Annotated in this window: 15 protein-coding genes; 11 read left to right on the top strand and 4 right to left on the bottom strand. The window is 62.0% G+C overall.

Annotation, left to right across the window (positions count from 1 at the left end):
• Positions 1-106: 106 nt before the first annotated feature.
• Positions 107-1873 (bottom strand): D-lactate dehydrogenase, encoded by a 1767-nt coding sequence (dld, locus tag NAT49_RS10690; RefSeq protein WP_251594004.1) that lies wholly within the window; start codon positions 1871-1873, stop codon positions 107-109.
• A gap of 191 nt (positions 1874-2064) precedes the next feature.
• Here dld and NAT49_RS10685 point away from each other — a divergent pair, with 191 nt between their 5' ends.
• The 7 genes from NAT49_RS10685 (at position 2065) to NAT49_RS10655 (ending at position 8851) form a co-directional block, all read left to right on the top strand.
• A complete protein-coding gene (locus tag NAT49_RS10685; protein ID WP_251594395.1) occupies positions 2065-2961 on the top strand; it encodes a LysR family transcriptional regulator in 897 nt (298 codons plus the stop codon).
• Between the two features lie 107 nt (positions 2962-3068).
• The gene (locus tag NAT49_RS10680; RefSeq protein ID WP_251594003.1) at positions 3069-3794 is read left to right on the top strand and encodes a FadR/GntR family transcriptional regulator; all 726 of its coding nucleotides are present in this window, start codon (positions 3069-3071) and stop codon (positions 3792-3794) included.
• 54 nt (positions 3795-3848) lie between these two features.
• Positions 3849-4997, top strand: a complete 1149-nt coding sequence (dgoD, locus tag NAT49_RS10675) for a galactonate dehydratase (protein ID WP_251594002.1) — start codon at positions 3849-3851, stop codon at positions 4995-4997.
• A gap of 102 nt (positions 4998-5099) precedes the next feature.
• Positions 5100-5771 (top strand): 2-dehydro-3-deoxy-6-phosphogalactonate aldolase, encoded by a 672-nt coding sequence (locus tag NAT49_RS10670; protein ID WP_251594001.1) that lies wholly within the window; start codon positions 5100-5102, stop codon positions 5769-5771.
• Complete coding sequence (locus tag NAT49_RS10665; protein ID WP_251594000.1) at positions 5768-6688, top strand: 2-dehydro-3-deoxygalactonokinase; 921 nt, start codon at positions 5768-5770, stop codon at positions 6686-6688. Before NAT49_RS10670 ends, NAT49_RS10665 begins: the two co-directional genes overlap by 4 nt.
• A 118-nt stretch (positions 6689-6806) precedes the next feature.
• Positions 6807-7634, top strand: coding sequence for an HAD-IIB family hydrolase (locus NAT49_RS10660; RefSeq protein WP_251593998.1), 828 nt, complete (start codon positions 6807-6809; stop codon positions 7632-7634).
• Entirely contained in the window at positions 7631-8851 is a 1221-nt protein-coding gene (locus tag NAT49_RS10655) for a glycosyltransferase family protein (protein ID WP_251593996.1), read from the top strand. The genes NAT49_RS10660 and NAT49_RS10655 overlap by 4 nt, the downstream gene beginning before the upstream one ends.
• Before the next feature lie 86 nt (positions 8852-8937).
• Here the strand turns inward: NAT49_RS10655 and NAT49_RS10650 are convergent, their stop codons facing one another.
• Positions 8938-10692 carry a sugar phosphorylase gene (locus NAT49_RS10650; protein WP_251593994.1) on the bottom strand — a complete coding sequence of 585 codons (1755 nt, stop codon included), beginning with the start codon at positions 10690-10692 and terminating at the stop codon, positions 8938-8940.
• Between the two features lie 312 nt (positions 10693-11004).
• Between NAT49_RS10650 and NAT49_RS10645 the strand changes: the two genes are divergently transcribed.
• Positions 11005-11985: a TerC/Alx family metal homeostasis membrane protein gene (locus tag NAT49_RS10645; protein WP_251593993.1), complete on the top strand. Its 981-nt coding sequence runs from the start codon at positions 11005-11007 to the stop codon at positions 11983-11985.
• Positions 11986-12068: 83 nt separating this feature from the next.
• On the opposite strand, the gene NAT49_RS10640 is transcribed toward NAT49_RS10645, so the two are convergent.
• Together NAT49_RS10640 and NAT49_RS10635 are read right to left on the bottom strand one after the other, a co-directional pair.
• Positions 12069-12317 (bottom strand): GlsB/YeaQ/YmgE family stress response membrane protein, encoded by a 249-nt coding sequence (locus NAT49_RS10640; protein ID WP_251593991.1) that lies wholly within the window; start codon positions 12315-12317, stop codon positions 12069-12071.
• 121 nt (positions 12318-12438) lie between these two features.
• Positions 12439-12699: a hypothetical protein gene (locus NAT49_RS10635; RefSeq protein ID WP_251593989.1), complete on the bottom strand. Its 261-nt coding sequence runs from the start codon at positions 12697-12699 to the stop codon at positions 12439-12441.
• Positions 12700-12878: 179 nt separating this feature from the next.
• Here NAT49_RS10635 and nrdR point away from each other — a divergent pair, with 179 nt between their 5' ends.
• The 3 genes from nrdR (at position 12879) to ribBA (ending at position 15795) form a co-directional block, all read left to right on the top strand.
• Positions 12879-13337, top strand: a complete 459-nt coding sequence (gene nrdR, locus NAT49_RS10630; protein ID WP_251593987.1) for a transcriptional regulator NrdR — start codon at positions 12879-12881, stop codon at positions 13335-13337.
• A gap of 72 nt (positions 13338-13409) precedes the next feature.
• Positions 13410-14570: a bifunctional diaminohydroxyphosphoribosylaminopyrimidine deaminase/5-amino-6-(5-phosphoribosylamino)uracil reductase RibD gene (ribD, locus tag NAT49_RS10625; RefSeq protein WP_251593980.1), complete on the top strand. Its 1161-nt coding sequence runs from the start codon at positions 13410-13412 to the stop codon at positions 14568-14570.
• 79 nt (positions 14571-14649) lie between these two features.
• A complete protein-coding gene (ribBA, locus tag NAT49_RS10620; RefSeq protein WP_251593978.1) occupies positions 14650-15795 on the top strand; it encodes a bifunctional 3,4-dihydroxy-2-butanone-4-phosphate synthase/GTP cyclohydrolase II in 1146 nt (381 codons plus the stop codon).
• Positions 15796-15851 lie beyond the last annotated feature (56 nt).

Raw genomic sequence — 15851 nt, 5'->3', positions numbered from 1 at the left:
CGCCCAAGACCGCACAAATGTGCTGAGCGCAACCGGCGCACAATTCATAAAACCCTGCCAATGGCAGGGTTTTTTCGTTTCAGACGTGACGTTTTCTGGAGAGCGCTCAGGTGGATGGGGTGTGCGGGGCGCTGGCGTCTTCTTTCCAGCCCCGGTGCTTGCTGGTCTGGCCGATACCGGGGTTGAAGCAGTTGCACGGGTCAAGATCTCGATAGAACGAGGTGAGCGCCGGCTTCGCGGTGTAAAGATGGCCGACGTTGTGCTCGGCCGGGTATTCGGCGCCACGGGCGTCGAGCAGCTTCCACATCTCGTGCTCGAGGGCGAGACAGTCGGTGCCCTTGGCAACAATGTAATCCTGATGCATCACGTGACAGAAAAAGTGCCCGTAGTAGAGCTTGTGAATCAACGGGCGGTCGACCGCCTCCGGCAGTTGCTCGAGCCACTGGCGTTCGTTGCGCTTGAGCGCGATGTCGAGCGCGACGATGTCTTCGACGTCTTCGCTGTGGATGATTCGGTAGCGCACCGCAGCGCCGGCGGCGGCGAAGCGATGCAGAAACGCCTTCTTGCCTTCCTCGGGCGTGCATTCGAAATACGCCCCTTGAGTGCCGTCGAACAGGTGCGCGAGCGTCCTGCGGGTTTGCTCGAGGCTTTCTTCGGAGACTTTCAGCAGCAGGTGGTGTTCGAACCGGTTGCGGTACTCGGTCATCCGCGCGGGCAGATGCGCGGGAAAGAACCGGCCGAGGCGCTGCAGTACGTGATCGGAGAGGTTTTCCGGCAAACCCGGAACGCGCCCGGCGAGTGAGTCGAGCGTGCTTTTCCATTTGAACAGCGTCGGCAATCGGTGCGTACCGAAACGGGCGATGGTCAGGAACGTATCCTTGCCGTAGCGCTCGGCAATGTCGTAGGCGTCCCGGTGCATGTACTCCCCGGCCACCGGGAGCGTGTCGAACTCGCGCAGTACGGTGCGCCGAAGCTCGGTCAGCTGGTCAGGGTCGTTGGTGCCGAGATAGAACACCTGCGTGTTCTTTTCCATCGGAAAGGTGTCGAGGCGCAGGGCAAACACCATCAGCTTGCCGGCAGAGCCGGAGGCCTCATAAAGCCTGCGGGGGTCGTTGTTGAAGCGGGCCGGGGTGTCTGCGTCAATGTCTCGAACGTGGTTTTGATAATCGGGGTCAGAGGCCACACCTCGGTCAAGTTCGATGTCATCAGGCCGGAACTCGCCGCGCTCGACGCGCTCAAGCAGTGTTTCCGGCTCGCCCTGGCCCAGCGTGATTCCCAGATGATTGACCAGCTCAAGGGCGCCGTCCTCGCGCACGCGGGCGTAGAGCGCAAGCTCGGTGTAGGCCGGGCCGCGCTTGACCAGCGAGCCGCCGGAGTTGTTGCACACGCCGCCGAACACCGAGGCACCGAGACACGATGAGCCAATAACCGAATGAGGTTCACGTCCAAGCGGGGCGAGCGCCTTCTCGAGCTGATCGAGGGTGGCGCCGGGCAGGCACAGCGCCTGTCGCCCCTCGTCGATCAGCTGAATATGGGCAAGGCGCAGCGTGTTGATGATTACGATCTCGCGGTCGTAGTCGTTGCCATCCGGGGTGGAGCCCCCCGTCAGCCCGGTGTTGGCGGCCTGGGTGATGACGATGCGATCGGTGTCGATGCAGGCCTTTAAAATGCGCCACTGCTCGACCAGCGAGCCGGGGCGCACCACGGCGGTGACCGGGCCGGTGCCGAAGCGAAAGCCGGTGCGGTAGCGCCGGGTGGCGGCGTCCTTGGTCAGTACGTGTTTATCGCCGACCACACGTTTGAGGTGGTCGATGAAGGCATCGACGGGGGTGTCGGGTGTCAGGGCCGAGGAGGCACGTGAGGCGTCGGTCATGAGGGTTCCTGCGCATCAGCGAACGCCGGGCGGGAAGGCCTGCGCTTATGGGCGGCGGCCGTCGCACGCATCCTTGAGCGTTTTGGGTCAGAGGGCGAACGGTATGGAGTCATTGTTTGATCAAGGCATCATGGTGGCTCTCGAAAAGAATGTCTAATATATCAAATTGCTTTCTGTGAGACGTTTTGGATATGGAACTGCGTCAGCTCCGCTATTTTCTGGCCGTTGCCGAGACCTTGAACTTTACCCGCGCCGCCGAACGGCTGGGAATGGCCCAGCCGCCGCTCAGCCAGCAGATTCGAAAGCTGGAAGCGAGCCTGGGTACGCCGCTTTTTCACCGCGATCGACGCTCGGTCACCCTCACAGAGGCCGGCGAACAGTTTCGCAGTGACGTTCAGCGCGTGCTTGCCGACCTTGAAGCGGCCAGGGGGCAGGCACTGGCAACGGCGGCCGGCACGGGTGGGCGGTTGTCGGTCGGGTTCGCGGGCTCGGCGGTCTTTCACCCAGGCGTTGCCCAGCTGATGCGAACGTATCGCCACCGCTATCCCGGGGTGCAGATCGACCCGGTCGAGAGCAATACGCCAACGCTTGCGGCCTCGATCAATAACGCCGAACTCGATTGTGCGCTGGTGCGCCTGCCGTTCGATCTCGATCACGGCCGCTATCGGTATGAGGTGCTGGTCGAGGAAGACATGCGCCTGGTGCTGCCGCCAGGGCACGCGCTGGCAGACCGAGACGACATTGCGCTGTCGGAGCTTTCAAACGATGCGCTGATCCTGTTTCCGCGCTCGCTCGGGCCCAAGCTCTACGACAGCATCCTGCTTAAATGCCAGGCGGCCGGGGTTACGCCGCGTCTGGCCCAGCAATCGCCGCAGATTTCTTCCTCGATCAACATGGTCGCGGCAGGCTTTGGCGTGGCCATCGTGCCGGAGTCGATCGCCTCGGTGCATGCGCCTGGGGTCAGCTACCACCGGCTGACCGGTCGACCCCTGGTCTCGGGCATCGCCCTGGTGTGTCGGGCCGAGGAGGCCCGGCCCGCGGTTGCCAACCTTATGGCGGCGTGCAAGGCGATTCGCGGGGCGCTCTGAGCGCGGGCGTCACGGGCGTGTCCCACTATGGTCTAGCATGCGTTGGCTTGCAGCTATGTCCGACATAAGGTATTGATGTAGGCCTTTCCCGGAGAGACGATACCACCATGGCGGGCGCGCAAAACCGTGACGACTTGCTCGAGAAGCTGGCTGGCGCCATTTTCGACGGCACCTATCCCCCCGGCAGCTTCCTGCCGCGTGAAATCGACATCTGCAGTACGCATCAGGTCAGTCGCAGTACGGCCCGAAGCGCGCTACAGACGCTGGTGGATACCGGCATTCTGGTGCGCATCTCGGGGCAGGGCACGCGGGTGCGTGCGCCGAGCGAGTGGCAGTTGCTTGACCCGCGCGTCACCCATTGGCTGACCCATTACACCGAGGCCAGCGCGTTCTACATGGACGATCTGCTGCGGTTTCGAGAGTCGGTCGAGCCGTTCGTGACCATGGAGGCTGCCACGCACGCCACCGCCGAGGATCTGGTCGCGATCGAGCGAGCGCTTGGCGGCATGGCTGCAACCATCGACGCCCCTGACCATCATTGTCAGGGCGCAAGCCACGATGAGTACGATGTGGCCTTTCATGAGGCGGTGTACGCCGCGACCCACAACGTCATCTGGACGCAGCTTTCACACATGCTCAAACCCATCATCCACGCTCAGGTCGCCCGTACCCGTCGAAGCGTTGAGGCGATGCGCGAAAGTGTCGGCTGCCATCGGCGTGTGATGGAGGCGATTCGCCGTCAGGAGCGGAGCGAGGCCTGCGAGGCCGCTCGCGAGTTGCTGTCCCATACCGCCGAAGACCTGCGCGATGGCCCGGGCGCGTCGCTTGAATAGCAATCCGCCCGACTTACGCGCTATTTATATTCCACGTTATTTCCCGAGGCATTCATGAAGATTACCCGCCTGAAAACCTGGCAGATTCCACCGCGCTGGCTCTTTCTCAAGATCGAGACCGACGAGGGCGCCTACGGCTGGGGTGAGCCGGTCATCGAAGGGCGCGCCGCCACCGTGGAAGCGGCGGTGCATGAGCTTTCCGACTATTTGATCGGCCAGGACCCGCGGCGCATCGAGCACCTGTGGAACACGCTCTACCGCGCGGGATTCTACCGCGGTGGCCCGATTCTGATGAGCGCGATCGCCGGCATCGATCAGGCGCTTTGGGATTTGAAGGGGCGCGATCTGGGCGTGCCGGTCTACCAGCTTTTGGGCGGGCGCGTGCGCGACAAGATGCGGATGTACGCCTGGACCGGCGGTGACAAGCCCAACGACGTCGGCGCCGGCGCGAAGGCCCTGGTGGACAAGGGCTTCACCGCCTTCAAGATGAACGGCACCGCCGAGATGGCGATGGTCGATAGCTACACCAAGGTCGATGAGGCCGTGGCCCGCATCGCCGAGGCCCGCGAAGCGGTCGGCATGGATGTCGGCATCGGCATCGATTTCCACGGCCGCGTGCATCGCCCGATGGCCAAGATTCTGCTCAAGGAACTCGAGCCGTACCGGCCGATGTTCGTCGAGGAGCCGGTCCTGCCCGAGCATCTGCCCTCGCTCAAGCACATCGCCGGCAACCTCGGCTACCCCATCGCTACCGGCGAGCGCCTGCATACACGCTATCAGTTCCGCGATCTGCTGGCAGACGGCATGGTCGATATCATCCAGCCCGATCTCTCCCACTGCGGTGGTATCTCGGAAGGCCTCAAGATTGCCTCGCTGGCCTCGTGTCATGATGTCGCACTTGCACCGCACTGTCCGCTCGGGCCCTTGACCCTTGCGGCCTCGCTGCATCTGGACGCGGTCTCGCACAATGCGTTCATCCAGGAACAGAGCATGGGGATTCACTACAATCAGGGCAACGACGTGCTCGATTACCTGGTGGACAAGTCGGCGCTCGCCATCGATGACGGCTATCTGGCCATTCCCGACGGCCCAGGCCTTGGGGTCGAGATCGATGAGGCGTTTGTCGAGGAGCGCTCCAAAGTGGGGCACCGCTGGCGCAACCCGGTCTGGACCCACGACGATGGCAGCATCGCCGAGTGGTAATCCGGGCACGATACGTTGTTTGAACCGTGTGAAGGTCACTGTCGGGCGCGCCTGAGTGCACGCTCGATGGCCAACAGAGCCTGATATCGCCAAGGAGAAATCATGTCTTTATTTCACGAGGCGCTGAACGACCGCCCTCTGGTCGCCATTTTGCGCGGCATCAAGCCGGCCGAGGTCGATGAGGTGTGCGACGCCCTGGTCGAGGCCGGGGTGCGCTTTATCGAAGTACCGCTCAATTCACCCTCGCCCTGGACGTCGATCGAGGCACTGGTCAAGCGCGCGCCCAGTAACGTTATCGTCGGCGCGGGCACCGTGTTGCATACCGGCGACGTCAAGCGGCTGAAAGAGACGGGCGCGGAGCTGATGGTTACGCCCAACACCGACCCCGAGGTGATCGAGGCCGCCGATGATGCCGGGCTTTACAGCCTGGTCGGCTGCGCGACGCCGTCCGAGGCGTTTCAGGCCATCAAGCACGGTGCGACCGGCCTCAAGCTGTTCCCCGCGGCGCGCTTTGGCTGCGATTACCTGAAAGACATCAAGTCGGTGCTGCCGTCACGCGTGCCCGTACTGGCGGTTGGTGGCATCGGTATTGACACCATGGGGGAGTGGCATGCCGCCGGCGTGAATGGGTTCGGCTATGGCAGCATGCTTTACACCCCGGGCAAGGCCGCGCGTGAAGTCGGCGAGACTGCCCGTGAAATCGTCGCTGAATGGCAGCGGCTTCAGGAGCTTTCCGGCAAGCTCGAAGGGCTTCAGCGGGAGGTCGATCAGTGAGCGAGGCGCGCTACATCGTGGTGGACTGGGGCACCAGCAACTTTCGGGCGTTTCTGGTCGATGCCGAAAGCGGGGCGTGCCTCGAGGAGCGCCGGGCCGACGCCGGCATCAAGGCGTTGAGCCAGTCCGAGTTTCCCCACTATCTGGCGCGTCAGGTGGCGGGTTGGCGTGAGAGTGAGGCCACGCCGATCTATCTGTCGGGCATGGTCGGTGCCAAGCGTGGCTGGGCCGAGGCGCCGCAGCTGTCGCTGCCGGTCACGCTCGATGAACTGGCCCGCCACTGCCTGCCGGCGCCCGGTCTCGACAACGCCTTTATCGTGCCCGGCGTCAAATGGCTCGAGGCGGACGGTGACGGCGTAGTGGATGTGATGCGCGGCGAGGAAGTGCAGCTTTTCGGGGCTCGCGCGCTTTCAAGCGCCGAGGCGCGCTGGTTCTGCGTGCCGGGCACCCACAGCAAGTGGGCCGAGCTTGAGGGTGACACGCTGGTGCGCTTTTCGACCTTCATGACCGGCGAGCTGTACCACGCGGTGCGCTACCACACGCTGCCCGGTGAGCCTGCCCGCGATGACGCGACGTTTGATGAATCCGCCTTCGATCAGGGCCTTGCCCGTGGCGGCGCCGAAGAGGGCGTGCTGCATGCACTTTTTGAGGCGCGAAGCCGTCATCTTTATACAGGGCTTGCCGCCGAGCAGGTCGGAAGCTTTCTGTCCGGGGTGTTGATCGGCTCGGAAGTGGCGACCATGCGTGCGCGCCTGCCGCACGGTACGACCGTGTGTCTGATCGGCTCAAGCCAGCTCACGCCGCTTTATGAGCGGGCATTGACGCGTGCCGATCTGCGTTTTGAGAGCGTGGCAAGCGATGACGCGACCCGGGCCGGCATCAAGGCGCTTATTGCCTCCAGCGCGCGCCGTGACTAGCCGGTGCGTGCCTAAAGTGATGTCGTGAGTCTATGCTTGATTAAGCTCCATGCTTTAAGAAGTCTATGCTTAAGTACGCCAGACGCCTCGACAACACCACAACCCAGGGCGCGCATTTATGGTTTTATCGCACGACACGTTACTTGTTTTTACCGATCTGGACGGCTCGCTGCTCGATCACGACAACTACGATTGGCAGTCCGCCGCGCCCTGGCTTGATCGCCTGCGCGACAAGGCCATCCCCGTCATCATCAATACCAGCAAGACCCGCGCCGAGGTCGCAACGCTTCGCCAGGAGCTTGACCTCTACGCACCGTATATCGTCGAAAACGGCAGTGCTGTCATCCTGCCGCCGGAGTGGTGCCTGAATGAAGCGGTCGATGACAGCGGCTGGGCCGTGGTTCATCTGGGCGCGGACTACACCCGGATACGAGACGTGCTCGAGGCCGTACGGTCTCAGGAGCGCTTGAGCTTTCGGGGCTTCGGGGACATGACGCTTCAGGAGGTAGTCGAGCGGACAGGGCTCGATGAGCAGGCGGCCGAGCGTGCGCGCGACCGCCAGGGCTCCGAGCCGATCGTCTGGGAAGATACGCCCGATCAACTGACCCACTTTCAACAGCTGCTCGCCGGCACCGGCCTTTCATTGACGCGGGGCGGGCGCTTTCATCATGTGTTGGGCGAGGAGGTCAACAAGGGGGCGGCCGTGCGTTGGTTGTGCGAGCGTCACGAAGCGATCTTTGAGCAGAGCGTGCGCTCGATCGCCCTTGGCGATGGTGAAAACGATGTATCAATGCTTAAGGCCTGTGACCGCGCCGTGGCGATTCGAAACGATCATGGCCGCGTGCTTGAGGTTGAGGGCGCCTACATGACGCAGCATTCGGGGCCTGCCGGCTGGGCCGAAGGGCTTGATCATTGGCTGGGACATGACAAGGAGGCGGATCGATGAGCGACTTCTACCAAAACGGCATCATCACCAATTTCCACAATCTGGGCAATCGCCCGGTCGAGGCGCTTGAAAGCGAGCTCAAGCAGTTTTCGAAGCGTCGCCCGATGGGGCTGATCCTGCCGTCGCTGTACTCGGAGCTTGAAGGCCCGGCGCTTACGCGCATCGTCGATCAGTTGAAAGAGATCGATTATATCGATGAGATCATCATCGGCCTCGACCGCGCCGACCGTGACCAGTTTCTGCATGCGCGGGATTTTTTCTCGCGGCTTCCCCAGCACCACCGCATCCTCTGGAACGATGGGCCGCGCCTGAGCGCAATCGACCAGGATCTGGCCAAGGAAGAGCTGGCGCCGCAGGCCCCGGGCAAGGGGCGTAACGTCTGGTTCTGCTCGGGCTACGCCCTGGCCTCTGGCCGCTCGGAGGCGATCGGGCTGCACGACTGCGATATCGTCACCTACGACCGCACGCTTCTGGCACGGATGATGTATCCGATCGCCAACCCGCGGTTCAACTACGAGTTCTGCAAGGGCTATTACGCCCGGGTTGCTGGCGGCAAGCTCAATGGCCGGGTCGGGCGCCTGATGGTCACACCGATGCTTCGAGCGCTCAAAAAGATGTATGGGCCGCTTGATTACCTGAACTACCTCGACAGCTACCGCTATCCGCTGTCGGGCGAGTTTTCGATGCGGGCCTCGGTGCTCAACGACATTCGAATTCCAAGCGACTGGGGACTTGAAATCGGGGTGCTGTCGGAGGTTCACCGCAACTACTCGACCAAACGGCTGTGTCAGGTCGATATCGCCGATACCTACGATCACAAGCATCAGCCGCTGTCACCCGAGGACGCAAGCGCCGGGCTCAACCGCATGAGTCTGGACATCGCCAAGGCGCTCTATCGCAAGCTGGCAACGCTTGGCGTGATCATTCACGAAGAGGATTTCCGCACCCTGAAAGCGACCTACTACCGCACCGCGCTCGACCTGATCGAAAGCTACTACAACGACGCGATGATGAACGGTCTCAAGGTCGACCGTCACAGTGAGGAGCAGGCCGTCGAGCTGTTCGCCCAGGCGATCATGGACGCCGGTGACGCGTTTCTCAAAAACCCGCGTGACAAGCCGTTCATCGCGAGCTGGAGCCGGGTGCAGTCGGCGTTTCCGGCGCTGCTTGAGCGTCTGCATGACGCCGTCGAGCAGGACAACAGCGGCGACGTGTGAGCGGTCAAAGGCGCTATGCCGACACGAACCATGCATTAAAAAAGGGCCGAACGGCCCTTTTTTAATGGTGAGCTGACTCGATAGAGTCAGCTCTGGCTGACAAGCCAGGCGCTGCGATAGGGCTTGAGCAGCAGTTTCTCGTCATCGGGCGAGGCCAGATTATCGATCAGATCGGTCCAGCCGCGCCCTTTTAGGCCGTCTGGCAAGGTGATGGCCTGGGGCTGGTCGGAGACGTTGTGAAGGGCCAGCAAGCGTCGGCCATTTTCAAGCGGGCCGCGCAGAAAGGCGAACACCTGCGGGGAGAGTTCCAGAATTTTCTGAGGTACGTCCGGGTGGAAGCACGGCTCCGCCCGCCGGAGTTTCAAGCGCTCGGTCAAGCGCTCGAACACGATTCGCGTCGGGGTGGTGGGCGAATCAAGCAGATGCTCGAGCGTGTCGCGCTGCCAGCGTTTGCGGTTGATGGCGCGCAGGTGCCCGGTGCGTTGAACGCCGTTGGTGTCGTTGCCGGTGGCGGTGAGGCTGTGAAGATAGACGCCCGGAATGCCCTGAAGCCCCATCATGATGGTCTGGCTGCACAGAAACCGACCGATCTGCCACGGGTCTTCGCCCTTGCGGGTGCCTTTCATGGCATCGAAGTAGGTGATGTTGATTTCATAAGGCGAGTCCTCACCGTCCGGGCCGGTTTTCATGCTGACGTGGCCGCCAAAGCGCTTCATGAGCTCAAGCAATTGGCTGATGTCGTGCTCGGGCAGCAGACCTTCAAGCGCGCGCACGCCGATGCCATCGTGGCTTGCAGTAAAATTGAAGTAGGTGCATCCCGCAGGCAGGGGGGGAAGCGTTGCCGCCCACTCGGTCAACGGGGCGGCGTCGCCGGTACTGAGTGTGTGCACCAGAAGCGGCGGCAGGGTGAACTGATACACCAGATGGGCTTCATCGCCGTCGCCGAAATAACTCAGGTTTTCATGGTGCGGCACGTTGGTTTCGGTGATCAACAGCACGCCCGGCACGAGGTAGTCGAATACGGCCCGAATCAGTTTGACGATGGCGTGGGTCTGGGGCAGGTGAATGCAGGCCGTACCGAGCTCTTTCCATAAAAAGGCGATGGCGTCGAGTCGCACGATGCGGGCGCCCTGGCTCAGGTAGTTGAGCAGTACGCCAAGCATTTCGATCAGGACGTCTGGGTTTTCGAAGTTGAGATCGATCTGATCGTCGGAGAACGTCGCCCATACGTGGCGCGTGCCACGCCGGGTCGAGACCGGCACCAGAAGTGGCGTATTGCGCGGGCGTGTGACTCTGGAAACGTCGGTGTTGGCCGGCAGTTCGATGAAGTAGTCGCGCCCGGGCTGGGTGCCGGCAATGTAGTCGGCAAACCAGAGCGATTCACGCGAGACGTGGTTGATCACCAAATCCAGCATCAGGTTGTGGCCTTCGGCGATTCGTCGAACGTCGGCCCAGTCGCCCAGATCCGGGCTGACCTCGAGGTAGTGGGTGATGGAAAAGCCGTCGTCGGAACTCCAGGAGAAAAAGGGCAGGATGTGCACGGCGCTGAAGGTGTCATTGAGCCGTTCACCGAGAAAGCGGTTCAGTTCATTAAGCGGAAACACATCCGGGTCGGCGGCGCTCACGGTGTTGCCGTAGGTGATCAATACCTGACTTCGTTCGCTCCAGAGCGGTCTGGGGGTGGTGTCGAACGCGTCTGCGTAGCGCTCGATCAGCTGCATCAGCCGCCTGAGTACGCCGACGGCGCGTGCCTCGCCATAGACAAAACGCAAGAGCGCACTGGCGCGCTCGGTGAACTGGTGTTCATTCAATGGGGTAACGGAGGTGTCCTTCAAGGTCATGACTGACTCCTGGTGCCTTATTGTTATGGTAAGCCCGTGCATTAGTCATTGGTAACTGTAGCGTCTGGTCACGGGGACGGCGACTGCCGGGCCTGTTCGCGGTTAAGCGGATTTAAAGGGGGCGACGCTTGCATGTGAGGGCGGTCTCGACGAGACTTGAGCCGCGTCAGGAGGGGAGTATTCCCGTCTACGAAGGTGTCGTCATCACGGGTTCATCACCCCGGTGCCTTCGGCAGCATTTCGCTGCGGAAGAGACCTCCGGTAGCCAGCCATGGGGTTCATGGTACTTACTGCTTTACCGGAGGTTTGAAAATGGATGTCCCCGTCTGGGTCTGGGAAGTCACGATCGCGGGCTTCGCCGCACTCTTTGTATTCGATTTTTTTGCACATACTCGAAAAGCGCACGCGCCCTCGATGAAAGAGGCTGCGCTGTGGTCGATTTTCTACGTCGCGCTGGCGCTGGTCTTTTGCGCCGGGGTCTGGACGGTCTGGGGGCATGGGCACGGCGGTGAGTTTCTGGCCGGGTTCATCACCGAAAAGAGCCTGTCGGTGGACAACCTGTTCGTGTTCGCGATCATCATGGCGAAATTCGGCGTACCCAGGGAGTTTCAGCAGAAGGCGCTTTTGATCGGCATCGTGATCGCCCTGATTCTCCGCGGTATTTTCATTGCCGTGGGGGCGGCGGCCATCAACCAGTTCAGCTGGGTGTTTTATATCTTTGGTCTGTTTCTTCTGTACACCGCGGTCAAGCTTGCGCTCGAGTCGCTGTCTCACGGCAAGGAAGACGACGAATACGAGCCGAACGCGGTGGTCAAGTTCGCGCAGAAGCACCTGTCGGCAACCGAGACGTTTCACGGCAACAAGCTTTTCGCCAAGATCGATGGCAAGCGTGTCGTCACCCCCTTGTTTCTAGTGGTGCTGGCGCTTGGCCTGACCGATGTGCTGTTCGCGCTCGACTCCATTCCTGCCATCTACGGCCTGACCAATGAGCCTTACATCGTGTTCACCACCAACGCCTTTGCGCTGTTGGGGCTCTTGCAGCTCTACTTCCTGTTGGGAGGGTTGTTGAACCGTCTGGTTTATCTGGGGGTTGGGCTCTCGGTTATTCTTGCGTTCATTGGTCTCAAGCTGATCTTCCACGCGATGACCGAGAACACGCTGCCGTTTCTCAATGGGGGCGAGTCGATCGCCTGGGCGCCGCACATTTCGACCTGGACCTCACTTGCCGTTATCGTCTGTGTGCTGGCCACCACGACCATGGCGAGTCTGGTCAAGACGCACAACCAAGAATGAGCGGCGCAATCGCGCCGCCGCCATCAAAAACGGCCCCTTGAACGGGGCCGTTTTTTTAGTGCACTGCAAGCGCATCAGGTGCGTTAGCGCTTGATCAGCCGGTAAAGCACCAGCAGGATCACGGCGCCGAGCACGGCAATGGCGAAGCTTCCAACATTGAATCCGGTCACATCGCCGAAGCCAAGCGCCGAGCCGATCCAGCCACCGACCACCGCCCCGACGATGCCGATCACGATGGTGACGATGCACCCGCCCGGATCCTTGCCCGGCATGAGCAGTTTGGCGATGGCGCCTGCGATAAGACCGAACACTATCCATGCAATGATGCCCATGAGTCCTCCTTGAGTGAGCGTGAACCGAGTTGTGGATGCGCTCTTACCCTAGGCGGGCTTTAAGGCAATGGCAATTCATTGTGCTCAACGGCAGACGCATGGGCGTTCAACGGCCGCTCACTCAGCGTCCGCTGACGAGGCGGTAACTTGCGCACACCATGTTGAAACCGAGCGCGCCCGCGAACGCAAGCGCCACGCCGAGCTCACTGAACGCGCCCTCAGGGAGTAGGCCGGCAATGGAGGCGATGAAGGCGAGACCGACGCCACCGAGGGCGCCGGCGCCCATGCTGCCGAGAAAGCCGAGCGCCCCTCGGCGGGGAACGACGACGTTGAACAGAAAGCCGGTTAAAAGGCCGGTAAAGAACCAGGACAGAATATCCATGGGTACGCTCCTAGGTGGTCAAGAATGTTGAGCGACCCCACTTTGGAGAGGCCGCGCCGGTCGTGTAATTTTCCCCATCCCGTCAGGCGGGGTACAATGCGATTCATCACGTGGCTCAGACGTCGATCGATTTGAACGCCTGACGCCGTTGTTCATCGTTATTCATCGGAAGTCTGCCGATGCACTGCCCTTTTTGCGGTACCCACGAAACCAAGGTGTCCGACTCGCGGCTGGTGGCCGAGGGTGATCAGGTTCGACGACGTCGCCAGTGCCTTGCCTGCGGCGAGCGCTTCACGACCTATGAGACCGCCGAGCTGATCATGCCCCGCGTGATCAAGGGCGACGGCTCGCGCGAAAGCTTCGATGAGCACAAGCTGCGCGCCGGCATGATGCGTGCGCTCGAAAAGCGGCCCGTCAGCGCCGAGGCGATCGAGGCGGCCATCGTTCGCGTGCGCCAGACCCTGCGTGCACGCGGCGAGCGGGAAGTTGCCGCCCGCATCGTGGGCGAGGCCGTCATGGAGCAGCTTCGAAAGCTCGATCAGGTGGCCTACATTCGCTTTGCGTCGGTCTACCGTCGGTTTCAGGACCTCGACGAATTTCGCGCTGAAATTGAACGCCTTACCGGCGATCTTTCCTAGCGACACGTTGTCGCAGCGCGGCGCTAGCCGCGCTCGTACGGTCGCGTCACATGTTTTTCAGGAACTGCAGTAATGTCCGCTCAGTCTCGAACCGATGCTTTCTACATGGCCCACGCGATTCGGCTTGCCGAGCGCGGCCGCTACACCACCGACCCCAATCCTCGGGTGGGATGTGTGCTGGTCCGGGAAGGCGAGATCGTGGGGGAGGGCGCCCACATGTGGGCGGGTGAACCCCATGCCGAGATTCACGCCATCATGGCAGCCGGCGATCGGGTTCGCGGGGCGACGGCCTACGTTACTCTCGAGCCATGCTCTCATTACGGTCGAACCCCGCCGTGTTCCAAGGCGTTGATCGACGCCGGCATCGCGCGGCTGGTCGTTGCGATGACGGACCCGAACCCTCAGGTGGCCGGGCGCGGCTTCCAGATGTGTCGTGATGCCGGCATCGAGGTGGTCGAGGGTGTGCTCGAGGAGGAGGCGCGTGCGCTCAATCGAGGTTTCATTGCCCGCATGACCGGGCGCTTGCCGTATACCCGGCTCAAGATGGCGATGAGTCTCGATGGCCGAACCGCCATGGCAAGCGGCGAATCCCAGTGGATCACTGGCGCCGCGGCGCGATGCGAGGTTCAACGGCTTCGCGCAAGCTCAAGCGCTGTGGTAACCGGCATCGGTTCCATCCTCGATGACGACAGCCGTCTGACCGTTCGCGCCGAGCCGGACGGCGTCGCTGCCGTGCCATGCGAGCCCGGACGAAGCTACCGTCAGCCCTTGCGGGTCGTGGTCGACAGCACACTTCGCATGCCGGTTGACGCTCAGTGCCTGAGCGAGCCGGGCGCGACCCTTGTTGCGACCACGTCGACCGATGCCGACAAGCGCTCAGCGCTCGAGCAGGCGGGGGCCAGTTGTCTGGTGCTGCCGGCCAATGCCGAGGGCCGAGTCGATCTCGTGGCGCTGTGGCGTTATCTGGGTGACCAGGAGGCGTGCAATGACATTCTTCTTGAAACCGGGGCCACCCTTGCCGGTGAGGCGCTGACACTTGGGCTGGTGGACGAACTTCACCTGTTCATGGCGCCAACGCTCATGGGCGGGCAGGCCCGGCCGCTGTTCGAGCTTGGACCGCTGGCCAAGATGAGCGATCAGCGTCGACTGTTGATCGAAGACGTCCGCGCCTTCGGAAGCGATTGGCGAATTCTTGCGCGGCCGGAAGCGGTAGCCAATACGCGGCTTGAATAAGCGCGCCTTGGCAGAACCGTTTCGTTACGAGTAGTCTGTGGCTCGTCGTCATGATGAGTTTGATTTTTTAGGAGAGCGCATGGCCCTTTCGCCGATTCAAGAACTTGTCGATGACATTCGGCAAGGCAAGATGGTGATTCTCATGGACGATGAGGATCGAGAGAACGAAGGTGATCTCATCATGGCGGCGGAATGCGTCGAGGCCAGCCACATCAACTTCATGGCCCGCCATGCCTGTGGCTTGATCTGCATGCCGATGACGCCCGCGCGCTGCACCCAGCTCGGGCTGGATTTGATGGTCAAGCGTAACGGCTCGGGCTTTGGCACCAAATTCACGGTGTCGATCGAGGCCGCCACCGGCGTCACCACCGGCATTTCGGCGGCGGATCGAGCAAGAACGGTCCGAGCCGCTGCCGCCCGCGGTGCGACCGAGGACGACATCGTTCAGCCCGGCCACATTTTTCCGCTGATGGCCGAAAACGGAGGCGTTCTGCGCCGGGCAGGCCATACCGAGGCCGCGTGCGACCTCGCGGCCATGGCGGGGTTTTCACCGGTGGGTGTGATCTGTGAGATCATGAATGACGATGGCAGCATGGCGCGCCGGCCGGAGCTCGAGGCGTTCGCCGAACGCCACGGCATTCGCATCGGCACCATCGCCGATCTGATCCACTACCGCATGCTCAACGAGAAAACGGTCGAGCCCGTCGACGAAGAGCCGGTCGAGACGACGGCAGGCGAGTTCATGCTGCACCGCTTCTTTGATGAAACCCTGAAGACTCATCATCTGGCGCTGGTCAAGGGCACGCCCACGCCCGACCGGCTGACCACGGTGCGCGTCCACGTGGCTGACGCGATGCGCGATCTTCTGATGCTCAAGCGCGAGGGAAAACGCACGGGCTGGAGCGCAAGCGAAGCGCTTCAGGAAATCGCCCACACTGAGTGCGGCGTGCTCGTGCTGCTCGATACACGTGAAGTGGGTGGGGATCTGGCCGACCGACTCGATATCTTCTTCGAGCGCAGGCGAGTGCCTCGAGACAGCGTCTCCGATGGCAGCGGCGGGTATCTGACAGTGGGCACCGGCGCACAGATTCTGACGACGCTCGGTGTGGGCCGAATGCGCCTTTTGAGTTCACCCTGGCGCTTCTCGGCACTGTCCGGTTTCGGGCTTGAAGTGGTCGAACAGGTCGCAGGCGATACCCTCGACGCCAAACAGCCGTTAGAATAGCCCCCCTTTATCCCGACAAAGATCGACCGGCGCCTTTAGACGCCGGCAAGGAAACT

Origin of the sequence: Larsenimonas suaedae, from assembly GCF_023712105.1 — a bacterium.
Taxonomy (GTDB): domain Bacteria; phylum Pseudomonadota; class Gammaproteobacteria; order Pseudomonadales; family Halomonadaceae; genus Larsenimonas; species Larsenimonas suaedae.
The sequence above is the reverse complement of the archived record's forward strand: the minus strand, read 5'-3'. Positions and strand labels throughout refer to the sequence as shown.

Bases quoted from the DNA above. Each gene is read 5' to 3' on its own strand.
- dld (WP_251594004.1), bottom strand. From the start codon at position 1,873: ATGACCGACGCCTCACGTGCCTCCTCGGCCCTGACACCCGACACCCCC.
- NAT49_RS10685 (WP_251594395.1), top strand. From the start codon at position 2,065: ATGGAACTGCGTCAGCTCCGCTATTTTCTGGCCGTTGCCGAGACCTTG.
- NAT49_RS10680 (WP_251594003.1), top strand. From the start codon at position 3,069: ATGGCGGGCGCGCAAAACCGTGACGACTTGCTCGAGAAGCTGGCTGGC.
- dgoD (WP_251594002.1), top strand. From the start codon at position 3,849: ATGAAGATTACCCGCCTGAAAACCTGGCAGATTCCACCGCGCTGGCTC.
- NAT49_RS10670 (WP_251594001.1), top strand. From the start codon at position 5,100: ATGTCTTTATTTCACGAGGCGCTGAACGACCGCCCTCTGGTCGCCATT.
- NAT49_RS10660 (WP_251593998.1), top strand. From the start codon at position 6,807: ATGGTTTTATCGCACGACACGTTACTTGTTTTTACCGATCTGGACGGC.
- NAT49_RS10655 (WP_251593996.1), top strand. From the start codon at position 7,631: ATGAGCGACTTCTACCAAAACGGCATCATCACCAATTTCCACAATCTG.
- NAT49_RS10650 (WP_251593994.1), bottom strand. From the start codon at position 10,692: ATGACCTTGAAGGACACCTCCGTTACCCCATTGAATGAACACCAGTTC.
- NAT49_RS10645 (WP_251593993.1), top strand. From the start codon at position 11,005: ATGGATGTCCCCGTCTGGGTCTGGGAAGTCACGATCGCGGGCTTCGCC.
- NAT49_RS10640 (WP_251593991.1), bottom strand. From the start codon at position 12,317: ATGGGCATCATTGCATGGATAGTGTTCGGTCTTATCGCAGGCGCCATC.
- NAT49_RS10635 (WP_251593989.1), bottom strand. From the start codon at position 12,699: ATGGATATTCTGTCCTGGTTCTTTACCGGCCTTTTAACCGGCTTTCTG.
- nrdR (WP_251593987.1), top strand. From the start codon at position 12,879: ATGCACTGCCCTTTTTGCGGTACCCACGAAACCAAGGTGTCCGACTCG.
- ribD (WP_251593980.1), top strand. From the start codon at position 13,410: ATGTCCGCTCAGTCTCGAACCGATGCTTTCTACATGGCCCACGCGATT.
- ribBA (WP_251593978.1), top strand. From the start codon at position 14,650: ATGGCCCTTTCGCCGATTCAAGAACTTGTCGATGACATTCGGCAAGGC.